Here is a 24,366-nt window from a genome sequence, read left to right as displayed (position 1 = left end):
AGCCACAATGCAGGGCATGACAATGGAAAGTAAATAGGAAGTCTGATGAAACGAATTCATATCGTCGCCGGAATTATCTTCAATCAAGATAAATCTCAGGTGTTTATTACTAAGCGCCCTGATGACAAACATAAAGGCGGCTTTTGGGAGTTTCCTGGTGGTAAGGTCGAGCAGGGCGAAACGATCGAGCAAGCCATGGTTCGCGAACTTGAAGAAGAGGTTGGTATTACCACGACTGAGCAAGCGCTGTTTGAACACCTTGAGTTTGACTACCCTGACAAGTCGTTGAAGTTTGATTTTATGACGGTGACACAGTTTGAAGGTCAGCCTTATGGCAAAGAAGGGCAACAAGGAGAGTGGGCGGCGATCGCTGATCTCTCTAACTATGCGTTTCCTGAGGCCAATGTACCGATCCTAGAGCGAGTGATTAAAGAGTTTTCCTAAACGATCAAATTTTCTTAAACGATCAAAGCCCCCTAGCCAGCGATAGTGAATGCTGTTAGTTTTAACGGATTGGCTAAAAAAACGATTATTCGAAACGGAGATATGCAATGGTACGTATTGCAGTTGCAGGAGCAGCAGGCCGAATGGGCCGTAACCTAGTTAAAGCAACTTACCTAAATCAGCAGGCGCATGTTGGCGCGGGTTCAGAGCGCCCAGAATCTTCACTCGTGGGTGTGGATGTCGGTGAACTGTGCGGCGAAGGTAAGTTTGATGTTGTTCTGACTGACGACCTAGCAAAAGAGATTGAAAACTTTGATGTCATCATCGACTTCACGGCGCCAGCAAGCACGCTTGTTAACTTGGAGCTGTGTCGTCAACACGGTAAGAGCATTGTTATTGGCACGACGGGTTTCACCGAGCAAGAGCGAGAGCTCATCGATACGATTGCCAAAGAAGTACCTGTAGTGATGGCACCGAACTACTCGGTTGGCGTTAACTTGGTCTTTAAGCTTCTTGAGAAAGCGGCCAAAGTGATGGGTGATTACTGCGATATTGAAATTGTCGAAGCACACCACCGTCATAAAGTAGATGCACCTTCTGGTACGGCTATTGGCATGGGTGAAGCGATTGCCGATGCGATGGGTAACAAGCTCAATGATGTGGCTGTCTATGCTCGTGAAGGTATTACCGGTGAGCGTACTAAAGATGAGATAGGCTTTGCGACGATTCGAGCGGGTGACATTATTGGTGAGCACACGGCAATGTTTGCTGATATCGGTGAGCGTGTTGAGGTGACCCATAAAGCGACTGACCGTATGACCTTTGCTAATGGTGCTGTTAAAGCCGCCGTTTGGCTAAATGAGAAGCCTGCAGGCTTCTATACCATGACCGATGTGTTAGGGCTCAATGAGCTGTAAATCAATAATTATGCGCTGGGCTTGCCCGGCGCTTTTTGTATCTAGCCAGTAATGCTCGTTCATTAAACCAGGTGGAGTACGCTGGTTATATGGTTTTTGAGTGCCTATTTTGGCTGTTCTGATGTGTTTTTTATTTTAACTGCTTAAAAGTCCAAGTTAACTTGGTTTGTTCAACGTTTGCGCAAAAAGTGAAAACAAAACTGTGATCTGTAATGAGTGAAAAATGACACAATTCATAAATTTTTCATCTCACCCTCCCAATGCTCTGACTAAACTTTGTTTTTTAGCCATCTAAAACCCTTTTTTGATTTAACTGCCCTAAATATCCAACTTATTTTCACGACTCTGTTGACACAAATCACAACCATCATTAGAATACCGCCAATTTGTCTAATTTCCATAAACACGCACTTTTGAGTGTTGCAGGAAGGTAGATTTGCAAATTAAATCAATTTTAATGCATTTTTATTCCGGAGGTTGTCTTGAGCAAGTCAGCACTGCTAGTCCTAGAAGATGGGACAGTATTTCACGGTGAATCCATTGGCGCAGATGGTTCTGCTGTCGGTGAAGTCGTTTTTAACACCTCGATGACGGGGTACCAAGAAATCCTCACTGATCCTTCCTATTCTCAACAAATTGTTACTCTTACTTACCCTCACATTGGCAATACCGGAACCAATTCCGAAGATGAAGAATCCTCTTCAATCCACGCACAAGGCCTTGTGATTCGCGACCTTCCTCTTATCGCTTCTAACTTCCGTAACGAACAATCCCTTTCTGACTACCTTAAATCGCAAAACATCGTCGGCATTGCTGATATCGATACGCGTAAGCTCACGCGCATTCTGCGTGAGAAAGGTGCACAGAACGGTTGTATCGTAGCAGGTAACAACCTAGACGAGGCTCTAGCGCTAGCTAAAGCGAAAGAATTCCCTGGCCTAAAAGGTATGGACCTTGCGAAAGAAGTTACAACAAAAGAAGCGTATCAATGGAAACAAGGTTCGTGGACGCTTGAGGGTGGACTTCCTGAGGCGAAAGACGACAGCGAACTGCCATATCACGTTGTTGCCTACGACTTCGGTGCAAAACGCAACATCCTGCGTATGCTTGTTGACCGCGGCTGCCGCCTAACGGTTGTTCCTGCTGAAACTTCAGCAGAAGAAGTATTGGCTCTTAACCCAGACGGTGTGTTCTTATCAAACGGCCCGGGTGACCCAGAACCATGTACTTACGCGATTGAGGCGACAAAAGTATTCCTTGAAAAAGGCCTACCAATTTTCGGTATCTGTCTTGGTCACCAAATCCTAGCGCTTGCTTCTGGCGCTCAAACGGTGAAGATGAAGTTTGGTCACCACGGTGCAAACCACCCAGTTAAAGACCTAGACCGTAACGTTGTAATGATTACTTCACAGAACCACGGTTTTGCTGCGGATGAAGCAACACTGCCTGAGAATCTACGTGCCACTCACGTATCGCTATTTGATGGTTCACTGCAAGGTATTCACCGTACAGACAAGCCAGCGTTTAGCTTCCAAGGTCACCCAGAGGCGAGCCCAGGTCCAGAAGATGCGGCACCGCTATTTGACCACTTTATCGAACTCATTAAACAACACAGCGCTTAATTCGGAGTAGTAGAGAATGCCAAAACGTACTGACTTAAAAAGTATTCTAATTCTAGGTGCAGGCCCGATTGTTATCGGTCAGGCATGTGAGTTTGACTACTCTGGTGCTCAAGCATGTAAAGCACTGCGTGAAGAGGGTTACCGAGTTATCCTTGTAAACTCTAACCCTGCAACCATCATGACTGACCCAGACATGGCGGATGCAACTTACATCGAACCAATCCAGTGGGAAGTAGTTCGCAAGATCATCGAGAAAGAGCGCCCAGATGCGGTTCTACCAACTATGGGTGGTCAGACTGCGCTTAACTGTGCTCTAGACCTAGAAAAGCACGGCGTACTTGAAGAGTTCGGCGTAGAGATGATTGGTGCAACGGCTGACGCTATAGATAAAGCAGAAGACCGTTCTCGTTTTGATAAAGCGATGAAGTCTATCGGCCTTGAGTGTCCTCGTGCTGATACGGCGAAAACCATGGAAGAAGCTTACGGCGTCCTAGAGATGGTTGGCTTCCCTTGTATCATTCGTCCTTCATTCACTATGGGTGGTACCGGTGGTGGTATCGCTTATAACAAAGAAGAGTTCGAAGAGATTTGTCGTCGCGGTCTAGACCTTTCGCCAACTAACGAGCTTCTCATCGATGAATCACTAATCGGTTGGAAAGAGTACGAGATGGAAGTGGTTCGCGACAAAGCGGATAACTGTATCATCGTATGTGCGATTGAAAACTTCGACCCAATGGGTATTCACACTGGTGACTCAATCACAGTAGCGCCTGCTCAGACTCTAACGGATAAAGAGTACCAGTTGATGCGTAATGCTTCTCTAGCGGTACTACGTGAGATCGGTGTAGAAACAGGTGGTTCAAACGTACAGTTTGGTATCAACCCGAAAGATGGCCGTATGGTTATCATCGAGATGAACCCTCGTGTATCTCGCTCTTCTGCACTAGCGTCTAAAGCGACAGGTTTCCCAATCGCTAAGATTGCAGCGAAACTGGCTGTAGGCTTTACTCTTGATGAGCTACAGAATGACATCACTGGTGGCGCAACTCCTGCATCATTCGAACCTACTATCGACTACGTAGTGACTAAGATTCCTCGCTTTAACTTCGAGAAATTTGCTGGCGCTAACGACCGTCTAACGACTCAGATGAAGTCAGTAGGTGAGGTTATGGCAATCGGTCGTAACCAACAAGAATCGCTACAAAAAGCACTTCGCGGCCTAGAAGTTGGCGCGACTGGCTTTGATGAAATGGTTGACCTAGATGCGCCAGACGCACTAACAACTATTCGCCACGAGTTAAAAGAAGCGGGCGCTGAGCGTATTTGGTACATCGCTGACGCATTCCGTGCAGGTATGTCAGTTGATGGTGTATTTAACCTAACGCAAATCGACCGTTGGTTCCTAGTTCAAATCGAAGACCTAGTTAAGCTTGAGCAAGAGCTTAAAGTGAAAGGCTTCGCTGGCTTGAACAAAGAAGAACTGAAAAAGCTTAAGCGTAAAGGTTTTGCAGATGCTCGCCTATCTAAGATTCTAGGTGTGTCTGAAAGCGAAATCCGTCGCCTACGTGACCAGTACGATATCCACCCAGTTTACAAGCGCGTAGATACCTGTGCGGCTGAATTCTCTTCTGATACCGCTTACATGTACTCATCTTACGATGATGAGTGTGAAGCGAACCCAACGGATAAAGAGAAGATCATGATTCTTGGCGGTGGTCCTAACCGTATCGGCCAAGGTATTGAATTCGACTACTGTTGTGTACACGCATCACTAGCGCTACGTGAAGATGGCTACGAAACCATCATGGTTAACTGTAACCCTGAGACAGTTTCAACAGACTACGATACTTCTGACCGTCTGTACTTCGAACCAGTAACACTGGAAGACGTACTCGCAATCGCTCGCGTCGAGAAACCAAAAGGCGTAATCGTTCAGTACGGTGGTCAAACGCCACTGAAACTGGCTCGCGCACTTGAAGCAGCAGGCGTGCCAATCATCGGTACTAGCCCAGATGCTATCGACCGTGCAGAAGACCGTGAACGCTTCCAAGTGGCTGTCGACCGTCTAGGTCTTCTACAGCCAGAGAACGCGACAGTAACGACAATGGAACAAGCGGTAGAGAAAGCGCGTGAAATTGGTTACCCATTAGTTGTACGTCCTTCATACGTACTGGGTGGTCGTGCGATGGAAATCGTATACGACGAGCAAGATTTACGTCGCTACTTCAACGAAGCGGTAAGCGTATCGAACGAATCTCCAGTTCTTCTTGATAGCTTCCTAGACGATGCAGTTGAAGTGGATATCGATGCTATCTGTGACGGTGAGCGCGTAGTTATCGGCGGTATCATGGAGCACATCGAGCAAGCGGGTGTTCACTCAGGTGACTCAGCATGTTCTCTTCCTGCATACACGCTAAGCCAAGAAATCCAAGACGTAATGCGTGAGCAAGTTGAAAAGCTAGCGTTCGAGTTGGGTGTTCGTGGTCTGATGAACACGCAGTTTGCCGTTAAGAACAACAAAGTATACCTAATCGAGGTTAACCCTCGTGCTGCACGTACTGTACCGTTCGTATCGAAAGCAACAGGCGCACCAATCGCTAAGATTGCGGCACGTGTTATGGCGGGTCAATCTCTAGAAGCTCAAGGCTTCACTAAAGAAATCATCCCACCATACTACTCTGTAAAAGAAGTGGTGTTACCGTTCAACAAGTTCCCAGGTGTTGACCCACTGTTAGGCCCAGAAATGCGCTCTACAGGTGAAGTAATGGGTGTCGGTGCAACATTCGCAGAAGCTTACGCAAAAGCAGAGCTAGGTTGTGGCAAGGTATACCCAGAAGGTGGTCGCGCACTACTGTCTGTTCGCGAAGGCGATAAAGAGCGTGTTGTAGACCTAGCGTCTAAGCTGTCTAAGCTTGGTTACCAGCTAGATGCTACTCACGGTACAGCGGTTATTCTAGGTGAAGCGGGTATCAACCCACGTCTAGTTAACAAGGTACACGAAGGTCGTCCACACATTCTTGACCGTATCAAGAACAATGAGTACACCTACATCGTTAACACGGCGGCAGGTCGTCAAGCGATTGAAGATTCAAAAGTCCTTCGCCGTGGCGCACTAGCAGAGAAAGTGAACTACACCACAACGCTAAACGCAGCATTTGCAGCTTCTATGGCTCATACTGCTGACGCGTGTGCATCTGTAGCATCGGTTCAAGAGCTACACGCAAAAGTGAAAGCGAACGAAGCGTAATAAAAATCAGTAAGCTCAACTGAGAGCTTATATGACAAACTCATCGCCCACTCATTTGAGTGGGCTTTTTTTACTCTTATCGATGAATAATTAGAATGAATTAAAGTCTAATCTTTCTCTAAGAGAATTATTAACTTAGTGATATTTTGGCTGATAGAAACTGATAACCGATTGATTGAGAATGGAACTGACACTCGAAATACTGACGATACTTTTCTTCGTGGCGACCGCAGCGGGATTCATTGATGCCATGGCTGGGGGAGGGGGGCTACTTACTCTGCCCGCGCTTCTCGCGGCTGGTGTCCCTCCGACTCAGGCGCTCGCGACAAACAAGCTGCAGAGTTCGTTTGGCAGCTTTTCTGCCAGTTGGTATTTCGTGTGCAATGGTATTGTCAGCATTAAAGAGATGCGCCTTGCGATCGTTTGTACTTTTATTGGCTCGGCGGTGGGTGCAGAAGCCGTCCAGTACATAGACGCTGGGGTACTGACGAGTCTAATTCCGATTTTGTTGGTTGCTATCTCGCTCTATTTCCTAATGATGCCTAAAGCGAAACAACATAAAGGTGAGGCAAAGCTATCTGAAGCCATGTTTGCTTTCTCGGTTGGTGGAGGTGTCGGCTTTTATGACGGCTTCTTTGGCCCGGGCACTGGGTCAATATTCACTGTCTGTTTTGTTGCACTAGGTCACTTCTCGCTGGTGGATGCGACAGCGCGTACTAAGGTACTTAACTTCACCTCTAACATTGCGGCGCTGCTGTTCTTTATTTTTGCCGGATTGCCGATTTGGGAGTTGGGGCTTGTGATGGCCGTCGGCGGATTCATTGGGGCGCGGCTCGGCGCTAAAGTTGTGGTGACTAAAGGACAGCAATGGATTCGCCCATTGGTGATTACGATGTCGATACTGATGGCAGCAAAGTTATTGTGGCAAGAGCATTCACAGTGGTTACTCTCTTTTATTGCTTAGTGTTTTAGTTAGTGAGTATTAGGTGATGTATTTGCTGACTTAGCTACCGAAGCAACCACTTTATCAACTAGGGCTTTGATTCGTTGATTCTTATACGAAGATGCGCGCAGGCATACATGCAGCGGGCGATAGAGTGGCTGCAACTGCTCAAAGTGATGGTAATGCTGTTGCTCGATCTTTAGCGTTTGGATGACGGATAAGGGCACCAAAGCAGGGGCAATGCCAGAAAGGGCAAGCTGGGCTGCCGCAGCATAAGAGTCCATCTCCATCACTGGTGTCATAGCCAGATTTTTGAGGATCTTTAGCTGATAGGTGTTGGCGGTATTGGCAAGATCATTGGTAATGATCTTGCTCGGCAGCTGCTTAAGAGGCGTATCGGCGACAATAAAAAACGGCTCGTCAACTAGGTGAAATGTTTTGAGTCCATGCTGCGGAGGAAGCAAACCCGCGCATATACCTAAGTGCGCTTTGCCAGACTGAACATGCTCAACGATACGCGGTGTATGATTGGTGGTGATGCGAATGTAAGGATCGGTTTTAAAGTGTTCGCCAAGGATATCCGCAAGGTAACTGGCAACTAACGTTTCAGAGCAATCGACGCTTATTGTGCTCTGCTCCTCCATTGATTGCTGCTCATAGATACGCCCTCTCAGTTCATTGAAGGTGGGGCCAATACTCTCGATAAGATTGAGCGCATCTTGTGTCAGCTGAACATTCCTTCCATCTGGAACAATCAGCTTTTTACCTAGTTTCTTCTCAAGGTTGGCAATGCGTTTGCTGACCGCTGATTGACTGATATAGAGTTGGCTACCAGTACGGCTCATGGTTTTGGCCTTACTGAGCGCTAACAGTGTTTCTATACCTTCTAACAGCATGTCATCGTATCCCTAAGAGTCGAACAGGTGTGATACTGTACCCAATAAAAAAGCGGCGCTCAATGAGCGCCGCTTTTAAAATCGATTATCTGAGAATTATAGAGACTCAGTAAAAGTACGTGCGATTACGTCGCGTTGCTGCTCTTGAGTTAGAGAGTTGAAACGTACTGCATAGCCAGAAACGCGGATAGTTAGCTGAGGGTAGTTTTCTGGGTTAGCCACTGCGTCTTCTAGAGTTTCACGCTTAAGAACGTTCACGTTTAGGTGCTGACCGCCTTCGATACGTGGTGCTGTTTCGATAGCAACTTCACGGCTTTCGTATTCGCCTAGCTCGTTGATCGCAACAACTTGATCAGCTTCGAAGCCAGAGTTCGCTGCTACACAACGCGCTTCGTTCTTCTCGCTGTCTAGAAGCCAGATTGAGTTCAGTAGATCGTCGTTAGCTGCTTTTGTAATTTGAATACCTTGGATCATCACTATCTCCTAGTCCACTTTAGTGGTTTATTGGTGTTAATTTTCGAATTTTATTGAGCTACGTATTATATAGCGAATATCCCTTATGATAATATTGATTTAAGTCAAAAAACAACCAAAAACATCAATTTTCTAAAGGTTATTTTCTTGTTCTAAATCAATAAAATCTTTGAAAACAATATAGTTACAATATATTTGATAATATAAAAAATATTTAATAACTCATTTTGTTGTAATTTTACTACAAAATGAGACTAAAAATTGAACTTGGTCATCTAAGTGACTGTAAATAGGTTCATAGTCTGAAAGTATAAAGTGATTAAATGACAATGCGTAAAAATCAGTTTGGTAATAAGTATATTGGTGCCCATGTTTCTGCTGCTGGTGGTGTCGATCAAGCGCCGCTAAGAGCGAGAGAAATTGGCGCGAATGCGTTTGCTTTATTTACTAAAAATCAACGCCAATGGGTGGCAAAACCGTTAGAAGAAAAAACCATCCGAGCATTTCGGGCAAATTGCCAAATGTTAGGTTTCAGTAGTGAGCAGATACTTCCGCACGATTCCTACCTCATTAACCTTGGTGCTCCCGAAGAAGAGAAACTAGCCAAGTCTCGCGCGGCTTTTATAGATGAAATGGAAAGGTGTAATTAGTTGGGTTTAACCCTGCTCAATTTTCATCCTGGGAGTCATTTAAAGAAGATATCTGAGAAAGAGTGCTTAGCGCGAATAGCGGAGTCGATTAATCTTGCCCATCAAGCGGTGCCTAATGTTATTGTTGTGATTGAGAACACCGCAGGACAGGGAACGAATCTTGGTTGGCGATTTGAACATCTGGCGGAGATTATCGAGCAGGTAGAGGATAAGTCTCGCGTCGGTGTTTGCATTGATACTTGCCATACCTTTGCCGCAGGCTATGACTTGAGCAGCTTTGATGCCTGCGAGGCAACATTTGCTGAGTTCGACCGAGTTGTCGGTATGCATTATTTAAGGGCAATGCACATTAACGACTCAAAGATTGCCTTAGGCGGCAAGGTCGATAGGCACCACGCACTAGGTAAAGGAGAGATTGGTTGGGACTGTTTTGAGTACATCGCAAAAGATCCTCGTTTTGATTCTATCCCATTGATCTTAGAAACAATTGAGCCTGAGCTTTGGCCTGATGAGATCGATCAATTACGTGCTTTTCACGCACAAGCGCAAGCAGAATAGCTATCTAAGTAAAAGGTGGCATCAATTTTTCATAGTCATTAATGAAGTTGATAATATGAGGATGCCACTATGCCATATTCATACCGAAATATTAGTGTACGCCCAGCGCGCTTACCTGCGCCGAATCGCCACATTACCGGTCAAGGTCACTATCGCACCCCACAGAGAAACTAGTTAATTTAGCTCTAAATACCTTGTTCCTTTTACATATTCTGCCAAAATCGAGGCTGGCATACAGTAAGAGGAACAGAACATGGGTGCGTCTTTAACTTGGCAAGATGTTATTGGAGCGGAAAAACAGCAGGAATACTTTCAGCAAACTCTGGCGTTTGTTGAGCAAGAAAGAGCTGCTGGTAAGGTCGTTTACCCGCCTGCGAAAGATGTCTTTAATGCGTTTCGTGCCACTGAGTTTGGAGACGTAAAGGTCGTAATCATCGGCCAAGATCCTTATCACGGCCCAAATCAAGCGCATGGGCTCTGTTTCTCGGTTCTACCTGGTGTTAAGACGCCACCATCTTTGGTCAATATGTACAAAGAACTCGCACAAGATATTGAAGGCTTTCAAATTCCGCAGCACGGCTATTTACAAAGTTGGGCTGAGCAAGGGGTGCTGTTGTTGAATACTGTCTTGACCGTAGAGCAGGGCAAAGCGCACTCACATTCTAAAACAGGCTGGGAAACCTTTACTGATAAAGTGATTGAAGCGCTTAATCAGCACCAATCGGGCGTGGTGTTTTTACTTTGGGGAGCGCATGCACAGAAAAAAGGGCGCTTTATCGATCGCGACAAACACTTTGTACTTGCAGGTCCTCATCCTTCTCCACTCTCTGCTCACAGAGGTTTCTTTGGTTGTCGTCATTTTTCGCAGACCAATCAAATTTTGCAGCAACAAGGTAAATCAATCATTGAATGGCGACTGCCTTTACATATAGAAGGGTAACTCGCTTTCTATGATGTTTGCCTAATTTTCGAACAAGCTCAAAGCACATCAGTAGTATCTCTTATACACTTAATAAAAGTAGGTGTTAAGGAGAAACGCTATGATGATTGAAAGGATTAGGCGTGAGCACGGTTATATGGTGCGTTTATTAGCCGTGTTACGCCATAAACTTACGATGCTCAAGAGTGAGCGTCAGGTGAATTATGGTGTGCTTAGAGAGCTGGTCGATTATCTCGCCAATCATTCTGAAAAAGTGCACCATCCTAAAGAGGACATCCTTTACCGCTATTATCTTGAGCACTATGGTCACCACCATGAGATTGATAATCTAGAGCTTGAGCATCAGACCCTATCGGAAAAGACTCATGGCTTTTTAAACGTGGTAGATATGGTGCTGCAAGATGCGGTTGTTCCACAAGATATGTTTATCGAACAACTTGAGCAGTTTTTAGAAGCACAGAAGCGCCACCTTGAGACCGAGGAACAACGTGTCTTTCCTTATTTAATAGAGAAGTTCACGGTCAAAGATTGGCAAGCAGTAGAAGAGCAATGGAGCGTTTGTGAAGACGACCCAGTGTTCGGTGAAACAATCGCAGAGCAATATGCTCAGCTAGCGGAGCGAGTCCACCAAACTGAGCATGAATGTATCTAGCGAAAACAAAAAAGAGGCGAACAATCGCCTCTTTTTTTAGTATTCGAGTTTATCTAGATCATCAAAGCCGATATCCATGTCCATCAGCTCTTTTTGAAGGCGCTGACGGTCTTTTATCGCCTCAATTTCGCGCCATTTGCGCTTCACGGGTTTCGAACGAGCCGTGCGTCCTTTGGGAAAGTCCTGTTCCAATAGTTCTTCAAAGTTTAAGCCTTCCATAAGCTACCTCTTTATGATTTTTATCCCTCTAAATGGGGTAGGTTTTTAATACCATATTCAAAACAACAGTAACTTTGATTCGTTTCTCATTTGTTACGTTTCAATGAAGTTTTTACGCATATTGTGCGAGCAAGTCACAAATTTTTGCTATCGGATTGGCGCTTTTTTGAACACTTGAACTGACGGAAACGATTAAATTGAACATTTGAGAATGTTAACTCAGTGTGCACATCACTATCACTATTGTGGATATTCAATCAGGCGAGCATCCTTGGTCATCAAGTTAGCCTATTTTACAGGCATTGGTTCTGTAATTGAGGTTTGACACCTTATCTAGCAAGGGGATTCGATTGGTTAGCGACGCATATGAAATTATGTTTCGTAATGTGCGTGATGTTGTAATCTCTTTTATTGTTTGTTTGTTGTTTGTTGGTTTTTTGTGTTGTTGCGTGTTAATTGGTGGTGATGATATGGTGAAAAATAACAATTATACGCAGTTATTTTCATATTGATTTTTCCACATCTTCACTGCATTATCCGCCCGTCAAAAAATACGCTGACACGTAAAATGGAAGCACGAAGCGAGTTTTACAGGTCTAAACTGCATAAAACAACAAAATCAATGCTAAGCAATCTTGACACTTAGTCGAGCAGTTAGATGGATGGCTTGGACGCAGAGGTCAGCGAAAACTCACTATGAGGATGTTATGACAGACTTAATCAATTTAATGAATGACCTTCTATGGGGTTCTATTCTTGTTTACCTTCTGGTCGGTGTGGGAATCTACTTTACAGTCCGTTTGGGCTTTATTCAGTTCCGCCACTTTGGCCATATGTTCTCTGTTCTAAAAAACAGCCGCAAAGCAGATAAAGCTGGTATCTCTTCTTTCCAAGCACTTTGTACAAGCTTAGCTGCACGTGTCGGTACTGGTAACATGGCAGGTGTTGCTGTCGCTCTGACCGCGGGTGGCCCAGGCGCCATTTTTTGGATGTGGCTAATTGCTATGTTAGGTATGGCAACATCATTCGCCGAAAGTACCTTAGCGCAGCTGTACAAAACCAAAGATGATGATGGCAACTACCGTGGTGGCCCAGCGTACTACATGGAGAAAGGTCTAGGTATGCGTTGGATGGGCGTACTGTTCTCAGTATTCCTAATTATCGCTTTTGGCCTTGTTTTCAATGCAGTACAAGCTAACTCAATTGCTAATGCGATGAACAATGCCTTCGGTTGGGAAGATACCTACGTAGGTATCGCAGTCGTGTTGCTTTCATCGATCGTGATTTTTGGTGGTATCAAGCGTATTGCTAGAGTGGCTGAGCTGGTTGTTCCGCTAATGGCACTGGCTTACTTACTACTAGCAATGTTCGTCATGCTGACCAACCTAGAGAAGCTTCCAGCCGTTCTTACTCTGATCTTTAAGAGTGCGTTTGGCCTGCAAGAAGCGGCCGCTGGTGGTCTTGGCTATGCAATCGCGCAGGCGATGATCAACGGTATTAAGCGCGGTCTATTCTCAAACGAGGCAGGTATGGGTTCAGCACCGAACGCAGCAGCTTCTGCGACGCCATATCCTCCACACCCGGCATCACAAGGTTACGTGCAGATGTTAGGTGTGTTCATGGATACTATCGTTATCTGTTCAGCAACCGTGGCTATCATCCTAATGTCAGGTGAATATGTACCACACGGTGAAGTAACAGGTATCGAACTAACGCAAACGGCTTTGAGTTCTCAAGTCGGTGAGTGGGGCGGTATTTTTGTTGCAGTGGCGATCTTCTTCTTTGCCTTTACCTCCATCATTGCTAACTACTCTTACGCAGAAACCAACCTAATCTTCTTAGAGCACAACCACAAAGCGGGTCTTGGTATCTTCCGCATCATCGTTTTGGGTATGGTGATGTTTGGTGCCGTGGCTTCTCTACCAGTTGTATGGGCTCTAGCAGACGTTTCTATGGGTCTAATGGCGATTGTTAACTTGGTGGCGATTATTCTGCTATCAGGCATCGTTATTAAACTAGCGAAAGACTACAACCGTCAGCTAGACGAAGGTAAAGTGCCGACGTTTGATTCAAACGATTTCCCAGAGCTGAAGTCTCAACTTGAGGATGGTATCTGGGATCAGAGCAAAAAAGATTAATATAACCGTCATACTTGAAGCCGTAGCGTCGTTGGCTGCATAAATCCACCGGAGCGCCGGCCGCCCTAATCACATAGGAACACTATGCTCATAGGGCTGAATTGATTTGCCGCCTAGCTACAGCTCCAATTATTTACGTTATAACTTTTGCCTATTAAAACGATTCAAAAAGCCATGCAGACATTGCATGGCTTTTTTTGTAACCTATATCTAACAACATAATTAAACAGATAGAGTTAAGTCATGCTAATCGTCGTTTCACCTGCGAAAACCTTAGATTATGAATCGCCACTGGCAACAGAGAAGTCTACTCAACCGGATTTAATTGAGTACTCTAAGCAGCTTATTGATGTTTGCCGTAAACTGACCCCGGCTGATGTTGCGAGCTTAATGAAGGTTAGCGATAAAATCGCCGATCTGAACGTTGGCCGTTTTCAAGAATGGAGCGAGACATTTACCCCAGACAACTCTCGCCAAGCGATCTTGGCTTTTAAGGGTGATGTCTACACAGGGTTAGATGCGCAGTCATTATCTGAGCAAGACTTTGATTACGCGCAGAATCATTTACGCATGCTATCTGGTTTGTACGGTTTACTTAAACCACTCGATTTAATGCAGCCTTACCGTCTTGAAATGGGGACTAAACTTGCTAACGATAAAGGCAGCAATCTCTACCATTTTTGGGGCAATGTGATCACCGATAAGCTTAACGAGGCGATTGCTGATCAAGGTGATAATGTATTGGTTAACCTAGCGTCGAATGAGTACTTCAAAGCGGTTAAACCCAAAAACCTCGATGCCCAAGTGATTACGCCGGTATTTAAAGACTGCAAAAATGGTCAATATAAGGTGATCAGCTTTTATGCCAAGAAAGCCCGCGGCATGATGGCGCGCTACATTATTGAAAATCGCATTTCGAGCGTCGCTGAACTGACTAAGTTTGATACTGCGGGATATTACTTTGTTGAAGAGGAATCGACACCGACAGAATTGGTCTTTAAGCGCGAAGAGCAATAATTGATAGGAGTAGATGATGCTCAAATGGTTTAAGCGATGGCTAGCGAAGTATGACGCTTGGTGTCAGTCAATGGGGCTAACACCAGAAAATAAACGCAGTTGTGTTCCCTATCGTAGCGACTCTACTTCATCAACAAGCAATAACAACAAGGCGCAGCGTTAATGCGCCTTTTTGATACCCACTGTCACCTCGACTTTGACGTATTCGCAAACGGTTTAGAGAATCATATCAAGTCAGCGAATCAAGTTGGGGTTGAGCGCTTTCTGATTCCCGCTATTGGTCCATCAAACTGGAACAGGGTTGAGGCCCTTGCACAGCAGTACTCCTCTATTTACTACGCATTAGGAATACATCCTTATTTTCTTAGTCCCGACAGCCACACTCATCGCGATCAGTTAGATGCACTGCTCAGTCAGCGCTCTGGACAATGTGTTGCGGTAGGGGAGTGTGGGCTAGATGCTATGGTTGATGTTGATAGCCAGATTCAAGAGCGTGTTTTTATTCAGCAGCTTGAGCTGGCGCAAACTTACCAACTGCCACTTATCCTTCATTCTCGGAAAACTCACAATCGCCTACTACAATTGCTTAAACAGAATCGTTTCTCGTATGGAGGTGTGTTACACGCTTTTTCTGGCAGTTTTCAACAAGCGAAACAGTTTACAGACTTGGGTTTTTACATTGGTGTTGGTGGAGGAATCACCTATCCAAGAGCGAATAAGACACGTCAAGCGATCACTCAGTTGCCGCTTGAATACATCGTCTTGGAAACCGATTCGCCAGACATGCCACTAAATGGGTATCAAGGCAAGATGAATCAGCCAAAGATGTTAGCTCAAATATTGTCCTGTCTCGCATCCTTGAAAGGAATGCCAGAGCAAACGATTGCTGAAAACGTTTGGAAAAATAGCAATTCAGCGTTCGGTATTTGTGAATAAATTCTAAATAAATTGTTCTTTTGATGATTACGAAGAGGATGAATGGTGATCGGCTTCACGTTAATGAGTGAACACATGATGAATCTTATTAGAAACTGTGAGGACGGCATTACTTTATCAATGGACGGATGAGTATAATTGCCTCCGCTTTTGAGCTCCATTTTGTAACACGCCAACAAATAACATATAAGGAAATCATAAACTATGAGCCTGTTTATGAGCCTAGTCGGTATGGCAGTATTGCTAGGAATTGCATTACTACTGTCTGATAACCGCAAAGCTATCAATCTAAGAACTGTGGGTGGCGCATTTGCTATCCAATTCATCATCGGTGGTTTCGTTCTTTACGTACCATGGGGTCGTGACCTTCTAGCTGGTTTCTCAGCTGGTGTACAAAACGTTATCGACTACGGTAAAGACGGTACTGGTTTTCTATTCGGAAGCCTAGTTAACTTCTCAGTTGACGGTATTGGTTTCATCTTTGCGTTCCAAGTACTTCCAACGCTAATCTTCTTCTCTGCACTTATCTCTGTACTTTACTACATTGGTGTAATGCAGTGGGTTATAAAGATTCTTGGTGGCGGTCTACAAAAAGCACTAGGTACTTCACGTGCCGAGTCTATGTCTGCAGCAGCTAACATTTTCGTAGGTCAAACAGAAGCGCCTCTAGTGGTTCGTCCGTTTGTTCCTAAAATGACTCAATCTGAGCTATTTGCAGTAATGTGTGGTGGTCTAGCGTCTGTTGCTGGTGGTGTACTAGCAGGTTACGCATCTATGGGTGTACCTCTAGAGTACCTTGTAGCAGCATCATTCATGGCAGCACCAGGTGGTCTACTGTTCGCTAAAATCATCAAGCCTGAAACAGAACAGGCTAACGAAGATCTAGGCGCAGACATCGACGGTGGTGACGACAAGCCTGCTAACGTTATTGACGCAGCAGCTGGCGGTGCTTCAGTTGGTCTACAACTAGCTCTAAACGTTGGTGCAATGCTTCTAGCGTTCATCGGTCTAATCGCTCTAATCAACGGTATCCTAGGTGGCGTTGGCGGTTGGTTCGGTATGCCAGAGCTAACTCTAGAAATTCTACTAGGTTACCTATTCTCACCTCTAGCATTCCTAATCGGTGTGCCATGGGCTGAAGCGACAGTAGCTGGCTCGTTCATCGGTCAGAAACTGGTTGTTAACGAATTCGTAGCTTACCTAAACTTTGTACCTTACGTTGGTGACGGCGCTCAAGTTGTTGCAGCAACAGGTCAAGTAATGTCTGAGAAGACTCAAGCAATCATCGCATTCGCTCTATGTGGTTTCGCAAACCTATCTTCTATTGCGATTCTACTAGGTGGTCTAGGTGGTCTAGCTCCAAACCGTCGTCACGACATCGCTCGTATGGGTGTGAAAGCGGTTTGTGCAGGTACACTGTCTAACCTAATGGCGGCGACAATCGCTGGCTTCTTCCTATCTTTCTAATTGATTAAGCGAAAGATTATATAGACGCCGTTTTATAAAGCCCCGTAGTTGCATAGCTTGCTATGTACTACGGGGCTTTTTCGTTTTTTCTTTCGTCGTCTTTTGCCCGCTAACTGCGTTAACTGCGAACAAATGACTTAGAAAGAATTAAACTTGACCTACGAAGAGTAGAGCTCTGTTTGATAGGTCTGGAATGAGTTCGGACAACGAGATTCATAACGTTTGTGCCGTCGATTAGATTGAGCAAACGTTAAGCAGAATCTTTTTTGAGATACAAACCGTTTGCGCTCTATGAGCCACTACAGTTCTGCGACAAATATCTATAATGTAGGTATCTATAGAAAGTAGGGTAAAACTCATGAATGAAGTTTTCCTCGCAACCTTAGCCGGTTTTGTCGTTGGAGTCCTGTTTTCCGCTATCAAGTTACCGATACCGGCCCCGCCTGTATTAGCAGGTGTTATGGGCATCGTTGGTGTTTATCTTGGTGGCGTAACTTATCAATGGATTATTGAGAAGTTTTTTAGCTAGCGATAATTAATACAAGGAGTATGATTGGCGCTGGCAGCAACGATACCGTTGCTTGGGCGTTTGCCCATATACGTTAGACACCGCAATCGCAGATTGTTGTGCCATAGACCAAACTGGTACTGTGCGGTGACAAGGATAGCAATTGGCATATTAAAACTCGCTGTATATGCCGAGTCTTCAGGGAACCAAGTCCGTTCATAAATGACTGCAGTTCTAAAAACGTTTTTAGAACAGTAACTTTTTTGAATATTGATCGGAGATAGAAATGAGCGATTTAAAAGCAGCAGCACTACGTGCACTTAAACTAATGGACCTAACTACGCTGAATGATGATGACACTGATGCGAAAGTTATTTCACTATGTCATGACGCAAAATCAGCAGTAGGTAACACAGCTGCAATTTGTATTTACCCTCGCTTTATTCCTATTGCTAAGAAGACACTTCGTGAGCAAGGTACGCCAGAAGTTCGCATCGCAACTGTAACTAACTTCCCACACGGTAACGACGATATCGAGATCGCTGTTGCTGAAACTAAAGCGGCAGTAGCTTACGGTGCAGATGAAGTAGACGTAGTATTCCCTTACCGTGCTCTAATGGCAGGTAACGAAGAAGTGGGCTTCGAGCTAGTTAAGCAATGTAAAGAAGCTTGTGGTGATATTCTTCTTAAAGTAATCATTGAAACTGGTGAACTAAAAGAAGAAGCACTAATCAAGAAAGCATCTGAAATCTGTATCAAAGCTGGCGCAGACTTCATTAAAACTTCAACGGGTAAAGTGCCAGTAAACGCAACACCTGAATACGCTCGTATGATGCTAGAAGTGATTCGTGATATGGGTGTTGCACAAACTGTTGGTTTCAAACCAGCTGGTGGCGTTCGTACTGCTGAAGATGCAGCGGACTACCTAGCAATGGCTGATGAAATCCTAGGCGATAACTGGGTTGATGCTCGTCACTACCGTTTCGGTGCGTCAAGCCTGCTAACAAACCTACTAAATACATTAGAAGTAACAGACGAAACTGCTGATCCAGCAGCATACTAATTTTCTCGTCATATTTGACGCCTCAGCGTTGTTGACTGCGTAACACCAAATATTTAGAGAAATGATAACAACAAAGTCTGTTTGGTGGAGTAGCGAGCCGCTGCTCCACATTACCTCTTTACCTTATAACCATCGCTTGCTAAAGCGTGGGAGGATCTAATGTACTTACCTCAAGAAATCATTCGTAAAAAACGCGATGGCGAAGTGCTTACCGCGGAAGAAATTAACTTCTTTATCCAAGGCGTAGCGAAAAACACTGTATCTGAAGGTCAGATTGCAGCGTTTGCTATGACTATCTTCTTTAATGAAATGACGATGCCTGAACGCATTGCACTCACTTGTGCCATGCGTGACTCTGGTATGGTTATTGATTGGAGCCACAAAGAGTTTGGCGGTCCTATCGTTGATAAACACTCAACGGGCGGTGTCGGCGATGTAACGTCTCTAATGCTTGGCCCTATGGTCGCTGCATGTGGTGGCTTTGTACCGATGATCTCAGGTCGTGGTCTTGGTCATACTGGCGGTACGCTAGATAAGCTTGAGTCTATTCCTGGCTACAACATTACCCCAACTAACGAAGTGTTTGGTGATGTAACCAAAGAAGCGGGTGTGGCAATCATCGGTCAAACCGGCGACTTAGCACCAGCCGATAAGCGCGTATACGCGACGCGTGATATTACTGCGACGGTTGATAACATCTCGTTGATCACCGCTTCAATTCTTTCTAAGAAACTAGCAGCAGGTCTTGAATCACTAGTGATGGATGTAAAAGTCGGCTCTGGTGCATTTATGCCAACTTACGAAGCGTCCGAAGAGCTAGCAAAATCTATTGTTGCCGTAGCAAACGGTGCAGGCACGAAGACAACGGCTATCCTTACCGATATGAACCAAGTATTGGCTTCTTCGGCGGGTAACGCAGTTGAAGTACGTGAAGCCGTTCAGTTCTTAACGGGTGAATACCGTAACCCTCGTCTACTTGAAGTGACTATGGCGTCATGTGCGGAGATGTTGGTTCTAGGCAAGCTTGCTGATAACACTGAAGATGCGCGCGCCAAGTTGATGGAAGTGCTCGACAACGGTAAAGCGGCAGAGTGTTTCGGCAAGATGGTTGCTGGCCTTGGTGGCCCTGCTGATTTTGTTGAAAACTACGATAACTACCTTGAAAAAGCGGACATCATCAAGCCTGTATACGCTGATCAAAACGGTACTGTCTCAGCGATGGATACTCGTGCAATTGGTATGGCTGTTGTGTCTATGGGTGGTGGTCGCCGTGTTGCAACAGACGTTATTGACTATGCCGTGGGCTTTGACAGCTTCATCCGCTTAGGTGAAGAGGCATCAAGTGACAAGCCTCTAGCGGTTATCCACGCTCGCAATGAAGAGCAGTGGCAAGAAGCAGCGCAAGCACTGAAAGCCGCGATCACGATTGGTGGTGAGTACACACCAACGCCAGAGGTGTATCGTCAGATTCGCGCTGAAGATCTTTAAACTCTTCATATTTGAACTTGCAGCGGCGTTAACTGCGCTCGCTCCCCCCAGTCACATAGACGAGCTATGCTCAGGGGATTCGCTTGCTTGTTGCCTTGCTGCAAGTCCAACTATTTTGAGTTGAATTACTATTATTATTAGATTGGTCGATTGAGCTGTTGTTCTTGACCAATCAAAGGAAGAGAGCAATGAAAAGAGCATTTATTTTAGTCTTAGACTCATTTGGTATCGGTGCGACAGCTGATGCGAAAGACTTTGGTGACGTTGGTTCAGATACCCTAGGTCATATTGCTGAACAGTGTGATAAAGGCTTAGCGGATAACGCTGATCGTAGCGGCGCACTAAAACTACCGAACTTATCTAAGCTTGGCCTAGCAATGGCACACAAAGAGTCGACAGGTAGCTTTGCACCAGGTCTTGATGCAGACGCGGAAATCATCGGTGCTTATGGCCACGCGGCTGAGCTTTCTTCTGGTAAAGATACGCCATCAGGCCACTGGGAGATTGCAGGTGTACCTGTACTGTTTGATTGGGGCTACTTCACTGACAAAGAGAACAGTTTCCCTAAAGAGCTAACTGACCGCATCCTTGAGCGTGCAGGTCTTGACGGTTTCCTAGGTAACTGTCACGCATCGGGTACTCAAGTTCTTGATGATTTGGGTGAAGAGCATATGAAGACTGGCCAGCCAATCTTTTACACTTCTGCTGACTCTGTATTCCAAATTGCTTGTCACGAAGAGACGTTTGGTCTTGATCGTCTACTCGAGCTTTGTCAAATCGCGCGTGAAGAACTTGAAGATTACAACATCGGTCGCGTTATCGCTCGTCCGTTTGTTGGTCCAGGTAAAGGTCAATTTGAGCGTACCGGTAACCGTCGTGATCTATCTGTTGAACCACCTTCAGCAACGATTCTTCAGAAGCTAGTTGATGAGAAGGGCGGTGAAGTTCACTCGATTGGTAAGATCTCTGATATTTACGCTGGCTGCGGTATTACTAAGAAGACCAAAGCAACAGGTATTCCTGCTCTATTTGAAGCAACAAAAGAGGCAATCAAAGAAGCGGGTGACAACACTATCGTATTCACCAACTTTGTTGACTTCGATTCTGCTTATGGTCACCGCCGTGACGTTGCGGGTTATGCAGCGGCGCTAGAGTACTTTGATGGCCGTATCCACGAAGTCATGGAGATGATGGAAGAGGACGATGTACTGATCCTAACTGCTGACCATGGCTGTGATCCTACTTGGCCAGGTACTGACCACACTCGTGAGCATATTCCAGTGATTGTTTACGGTCAGAAGGTGCCTGCAGGCTCGTTAGGTCTTCGTGAATCCTTTGCTGATATTGGCCAAACTTTGGCTAGCTACTTTGGTACTTCACCAATGGATTATGGCAAAAACTTCTTGTAATCAAAATCGACTAAATTAGATAGAGGGCTTAGCCCTCTATTATTTTGTCCATTCTCACTAATATCCGATTAATAAAAGGAAATTGAATCATGGCAACTCCACATATCAACGCAGAAATGGGTGCATTTGCAGACGTTGTACTCATGCCGGGTGACCCGCTACGCGCAAAATACATTGCAGAAACCTTCTTGGAAGAAGTTGTACAGGTATGTGATGTACGCAATATGTACGGTTTCACGGGCACTTACAAAGGCCGCAAAGTATCGGTAATGGGTCATGGTATGGGTATCCCATCATGTTCTATTTACGCCACTGAGCTAATCAAAGACTTCGGTGTGAAGAAGATCATTCGTGTCGGTAGCTGTGGTGCGGTAAGTGAAGATATCAAAGTGCGTGACGTAGTCATCGGCATGGGCGCATGTACCGATTCGAAAGTGAACCGTATTCGTTTCAAAGGTCATGACTTTGCGGCTATCGCTGACTACAAAATGGTTCGCGCAGCAGAAGATGCAGCAAAAGCACGCGGCATTGAAGTGAAAGTCGGTAACCTATTCTCGGCAGAGCTGTTCTACACGCCAGATCCAGAGATGTTCGACGTAATGGACAAATACGGCATCGTAGGTGTTGAAATGGAAGCGGCAGGCATCTACGGCGTATGTGCTGAGTACGGTGCAAAAGCGCTAACCATCTGTACTGTGTCTGACCATATTAAGACAGGCGAGCAAACTACATCTGATGAGCGCCAAACAACGTTCAACGATATGATGATCGTTGCTCTAGACTCTGTTCTTTTAGGTGATGCGGAGTAGGGGCGGACTACGTCCTTGAGATCGCTTCGCTCGGGAAAACGGGATCGGGCTTCGCCCTTCGAGAACACTGCGTTCCGAGAATTGAGATAGGGCTTCGCCCTTCGAGAGTTTTTGGTTCCCGCATCCATAGCGAATCGTTTCTAAATAAACAGGGTTGACGCATTCACGTCAACCCTGTTTATTTTATCCAGTTATCTGTAGGACGAAGTCCGTTCCCGCATCTAGGAGCGAAGCGTTCTAAAAATCTCTACATATCCTTAAGCAACAGATTCTCACCTTTTCGCTTGTTCGGCTTACGGCGAACAATCAGAGTAAGCAGTAAACCTGCGATAAAACTCAGGCCAACCATGGTGTACATGTATCGGTCACTCTTTCGGTAATAGTGATCGGAGAAGGCGGTAAGTTTACCGGTTTCAAAGGTAACTCGGACAAAGCCTATTACTGACCCATCGTGTAGAACAGGTTCCACCAATTGTTGCTTGCCGATGCGTGCGGTTTGTAGCGGGGTGTCTAGACCAAGCATCTCTCGTACGGATTTTGCTTCCTGACTGGCGGCCAGTTTCACCCCTTCAGAGTCATAGATGGTGGCATCGATTACCAGCTCATCTTTTGCCAGTTGATTCGATAGTTTGAGTAAGCGTTCTTGGTCTTGATTGATGATCATATCACTAGCCGAAAGTGATGCCTGTGAGATCAGAATATTGGTCAGCGTCTCTAGTTGGTTAGCCTGAATCTCTTCGTTCCCCTTCGTAATTTTGACGCTGTTAATCCCAATGGTTGCCACCATAGCAATCAAAGAGATAATCGCGAGTACTTTCATCGCAGTACGAAAAGAAAACAGAGATGAGTCCATTTTTCACCTAAATAGAGCTTAATTATATTTTAGAGCATATTGAGACTTGCGCACCCAAATTGCAATAGGTTAACGTGTTGAGAGACTTTTTAGGAATAGTAGACATGGACACGTTAAAGACTCTCTCTATACGTAAACACATCCCCCTCATTAACCGCCTACCAGAATCTCGACTTGCTACCCAGTTTGATAAAGCCAATGCAGGTTGGGTTGTTTTTGGTGAGTACCTCTGCCCAAGTCAGTTTGAAGACATCGACTTCTTCGTTGGTTACTACAATGCTGTGGTCGACGTTTGGAAGGTTGGGCGTTATGAAGTGGCCTTAATGGCTGGCGAACTAACGCCTGAGCATGAAGAGATTTTACAAGGCTTAGAGCTAGATTACTCAACACTGGTCGATATGCCAGACCTGTCTAAACCGGGTTTGATCGTATTGGATATGGATTCGACCGCGATTCAAATCGAGTGTATTGATGAGATCGCTAAACTCGCGGGTGTGGGTGAAGAAGTAGCGGAAGTCACTGAACGTGCGATGCAAGGAGAGCTTGATTTTGAGCAGAGCTTACGCCAACGTGTGGGCAAGCTTGCAGGCGCTGATGAGTCAATCTTGAGTGAAGTGCGCGCCGAGTTACCTCTGATGCCTGATTTACCCGAGCTGATTGGCACACTAAAACAGTATGGCTGGAAAACGGCGATTGCATCGGGCGGCTTTACCTATTTCTCAGACCACCTCAAGCAGATGTTAGCGCTTGACCATGCTCAGTCCAACCAACTTGAAATCGTTAAAGGTAAACTGACCGGTAAGGTGCTTGGTGACGTAGTCTCAGCGCAAACGAAAGCGGATATTCTGGTAGAGCTGGCAGAGCAATACGATATTGAGTCTCACAATACGATTGCTGTCGGCGATGGAGCCAATGATTTGGTGATGATGGAAGCGGCGGGCTTAGGCATTGCTTATCATGCGAAACCGAAAGTTGAGCAGCAAGCTAAGAGTGCCGTTCGCTATTCTGGCTTAGGTGGTATTGTGTGTATTCTTTCTGCACTGCTAGTGAAGCAAAAGCGGGTCAGCTTTAAACCTCAACCATAAGCATTCAAAGCGAGGCAGCCAATGCCTCGCT

22 protein-coding genes and 1 pseudogene are annotated in these 24,366 nt (G+C 45.4%); 19 read left to right on the top strand and 4 right to left on the bottom strand.

Annotated elements, in window-relative coordinates; all coding sequences use genetic code 11:
• Window positions 1-45: 45 nt before the first annotated feature.
• The 5 genes from mutT (at window position 46) to IX91_RS12040 (ending at window position 7,194) form a co-directional block, all read left to right on the top strand.
• The gene (mutT, locus tag IX91_RS12060; protein ID WP_004744945.1) at window positions 46-444 is read left to right on the top strand and encodes an 8-oxo-dGTP diphosphatase MutT; all 399 of its coding nucleotides are present in this window, start codon (window positions 46-48) and stop codon (window positions 442-444) included.
• Between the two features lie 107 nt (window positions 445-551).
• Entirely contained in the window at window positions 552-1,361 is an 810-nt protein-coding gene (gene dapB / locus IX91_RS12055) for a 4-hydroxy-tetrahydrodipicolinate reductase (RefSeq protein ID WP_004744944.1), read from the top strand.
• A gap of 482 nt (window positions 1,362-1,843) precedes the next feature.
• Window positions 1,844-2,983, top strand: a complete 1,140-nt coding sequence (carA, locus tag IX91_RS12050) for a glutamine-hydrolyzing carbamoyl-phosphate synthase small subunit (protein WP_004744942.1) — start codon at window positions 1,844-1,846, stop codon at window positions 2,981-2,983.
• Window positions 2,984-2,999: 16 nt separating this feature from the next.
• Window positions 3,000-6,230, top strand: coding sequence for a carbamoyl-phosphate synthase large subunit (carB, locus tag IX91_RS12045; RefSeq protein ID WP_004744941.1), 3,231 nt, complete (start codon window positions 3,000-3,002; stop codon window positions 6,228-6,230).
• Between the two features lie 181 nt (window positions 6,231-6,411).
• Window positions 6,412-7,194, top strand: coding sequence for a TSUP family transporter (locus IX91_RS12040; protein ID WP_004744940.1), 783 nt, complete (start codon window positions 6,412-6,414; stop codon window positions 7,192-7,194).
• A gap of 8 nt (window positions 7,195-7,202) precedes the next feature.
• Here the strand turns inward: IX91_RS12040 and IX91_RS12035 are convergent, their stop codons facing one another.
• The gene (locus IX91_RS12035; protein ID WP_004744939.1) at window positions 7,203-8,069 is read right to left on the bottom strand and encodes a LysR family transcriptional regulator; all 867 of its coding nucleotides are present in this window, start codon (window positions 8,067-8,069) and stop codon (window positions 7,203-7,205) included.
• 96 nt (window positions 8,070-8,165) lie between these two features.
• Entirely contained in the window at window positions 8,166-8,543 is a 378-nt protein-coding gene (gene grcA, locus IX91_RS12030) for an autonomous glycyl radical cofactor GrcA (RefSeq protein ID WP_004744938.1), read from the bottom strand.
• A 323-nt stretch (window positions 8,544-8,866) separates the two neighbouring features.
• Here grcA and nfo point away from each other — a divergent pair.
• The 3 genes and pseudogenes from nfo (at window position 8,867) to IX91_RS12015 (ending at window position 11,343) form a co-directional block, all read left to right on the top strand.
• Window positions 8,867-9,751 (top strand): annotated as a pseudogene (gene nfo / locus IX91_RS12025) (deoxyribonuclease IV).
• 253 nt (window positions 9,752-10,004) lie between these two features.
• On the top strand, window positions 10,005-10,691 hold the full coding sequence (gene ung, locus IX91_RS12020) for a uracil-DNA glycosylase (protein ID WP_004744937.1): 687 nt from the start codon (window positions 10,005-10,007) through the stop codon (window positions 10,689-10,691).
• Between the two features lie 100 nt (window positions 10,692-10,791).
• Complete coding sequence (locus IX91_RS12015; protein WP_004744936.1) at window positions 10,792-11,343, top strand: hemerythrin domain-containing protein; 552 nt, start codon at window positions 10,792-10,794, stop codon at window positions 11,341-11,343.
• Window positions 11,344-11,379: 36 nt separating this feature from the next.
• On the opposite strand, the gene IX91_RS12010 is transcribed toward IX91_RS12015, so the two are convergent.
• Window positions 11,380-11,562: a DUF3545 family protein gene (locus IX91_RS12010; protein WP_004744935.1), complete on the bottom strand. Its 183-nt coding sequence runs from the start codon at window positions 11,560-11,562 to the stop codon at window positions 11,380-11,382.
• Window positions 11,563-12,269: 707 nt separating this feature from the next.
• Here IX91_RS12010 and IX91_RS12005 point away from each other — a divergent pair.
• From IX91_RS12005 to deoD, 10 genes are all read left to right on the top strand, one after another.
• Entirely contained in the window at window positions 12,270-13,700 is a 1,431-nt protein-coding gene (locus tag IX91_RS12005; RefSeq protein WP_004744933.1) for an alanine/glycine:cation symporter family protein, read from the top strand.
• Window positions 13,701-13,943: 243 nt separating this feature from the next.
• Entirely contained in the window at window positions 13,944-14,717 is a 774-nt protein-coding gene (gene yaaA / locus IX91_RS12000; protein ID WP_004744932.1) for a peroxide stress protein YaaA, read from the top strand.
• A gap of 16 nt (window positions 14,718-14,733) precedes the next feature.
• A complete protein-coding gene (locus tag IX91_RS26485) occupies window positions 14,734-14,880 on the top strand; it encodes a DUF5363 family protein (RefSeq protein WP_004744931.1) in 147 nt (48 codons plus the stop codon).
• Window positions 14,880-15,653: a TatD family hydrolase gene (locus IX91_RS11995; RefSeq protein ID WP_004744930.1), complete on the top strand. Its 774-nt coding sequence runs from the start codon at window positions 14,880-14,882 to the stop codon at window positions 15,651-15,653. The genes IX91_RS26485 and IX91_RS11995 overlap by 1 nt, the downstream gene beginning before the upstream one ends.
• 204 nt (window positions 15,654-15,857) lie before the next feature.
• Complete coding sequence (locus tag IX91_RS11990) at window positions 15,858-17,120, top strand: NupC/NupG family nucleoside CNT transporter (RefSeq protein WP_004744929.1); 1,263 nt, start codon at window positions 15,858-15,860, stop codon at window positions 17,118-17,120.
• A 358-nt stretch (window positions 17,121-17,478) separates the two neighbouring features.
• The gene (locus IX91_RS11985; RefSeq protein WP_004744928.1) at window positions 17,479-17,649 is read left to right on the top strand and encodes a XapX domain-containing protein; all 171 of its coding nucleotides are present in this window, start codon (window positions 17,479-17,481) and stop codon (window positions 17,647-17,649) included.
• A 265-nt stretch (window positions 17,650-17,914) separates the two neighbouring features.
• Entirely contained in the window at window positions 17,915-18,691 is a 777-nt protein-coding gene (gene deoC, locus IX91_RS11980; protein WP_004744927.1) for a deoxyribose-phosphate aldolase, read from the top strand.
• A gap of 159 nt (window positions 18,692-18,850) precedes the next feature.
• The gene (deoA, locus tag IX91_RS11975) at window positions 18,851-20,179 is read left to right on the top strand and encodes a thymidine phosphorylase (RefSeq protein ID WP_004744926.1); all 1,329 of its coding nucleotides are present in this window, start codon (window positions 18,851-18,853) and stop codon (window positions 20,177-20,179) included.
• Between the two features lie 188 nt (window positions 20,180-20,367).
• Window positions 20,368-21,588 carry a phosphopentomutase gene (locus IX91_RS11970; RefSeq protein WP_004744925.1) on the top strand — a complete coding sequence of 407 codons (1,221 nt, stop codon included), beginning with the start codon at window positions 20,368-20,370 and terminating at the stop codon, window positions 21,586-21,588.
• Between the two features lie 89 nt (window positions 21,589-21,677).
• Complete coding sequence (deoD, locus tag IX91_RS11965) at window positions 21,678-22,397, top strand: purine-nucleoside phosphorylase (RefSeq protein WP_004744924.1); 720 nt, start codon at window positions 21,678-21,680, stop codon at window positions 22,395-22,397.
• Between the two features lie 247 nt (window positions 22,398-22,644).
• On the opposite strand, the gene IX91_RS11960 is transcribed toward deoD, so the two are convergent.
• The gene (locus tag IX91_RS11960; protein WP_004744923.1) at window positions 22,645-23,250 is read right to left on the bottom strand and encodes a YtjB family periplasmic protein; all 606 of its coding nucleotides are present in this window, start codon (window positions 23,248-23,250) and stop codon (window positions 22,645-22,647) included.
• 104 nt (window positions 23,251-23,354) lie between these two features.
• Between IX91_RS11960 and serB the strand changes: the two genes are divergently transcribed.
• Window positions 23,355-24,335, top strand: a complete 981-nt coding sequence (serB, locus tag IX91_RS11955) for a phosphoserine phosphatase (protein WP_004744922.1) — start codon at window positions 23,355-23,357, stop codon at window positions 24,333-24,335.
• The last annotated feature ends 31 nt before the right edge of the window (window positions 24,336-24,366 follow it).

Source organism: Vibrio tubiashii ATCC 19109 (assembly GCF_000772105.1).
Taxonomy (GTDB): domain Bacteria; phylum Pseudomonadota; class Gammaproteobacteria; order Enterobacterales; family Vibrionaceae; genus Vibrio; species Vibrio tubiashii.
Note: the sequence above shows the minus strand (reverse complement) of the source record. Positions and strands in the feature narration are given on the sequence as shown.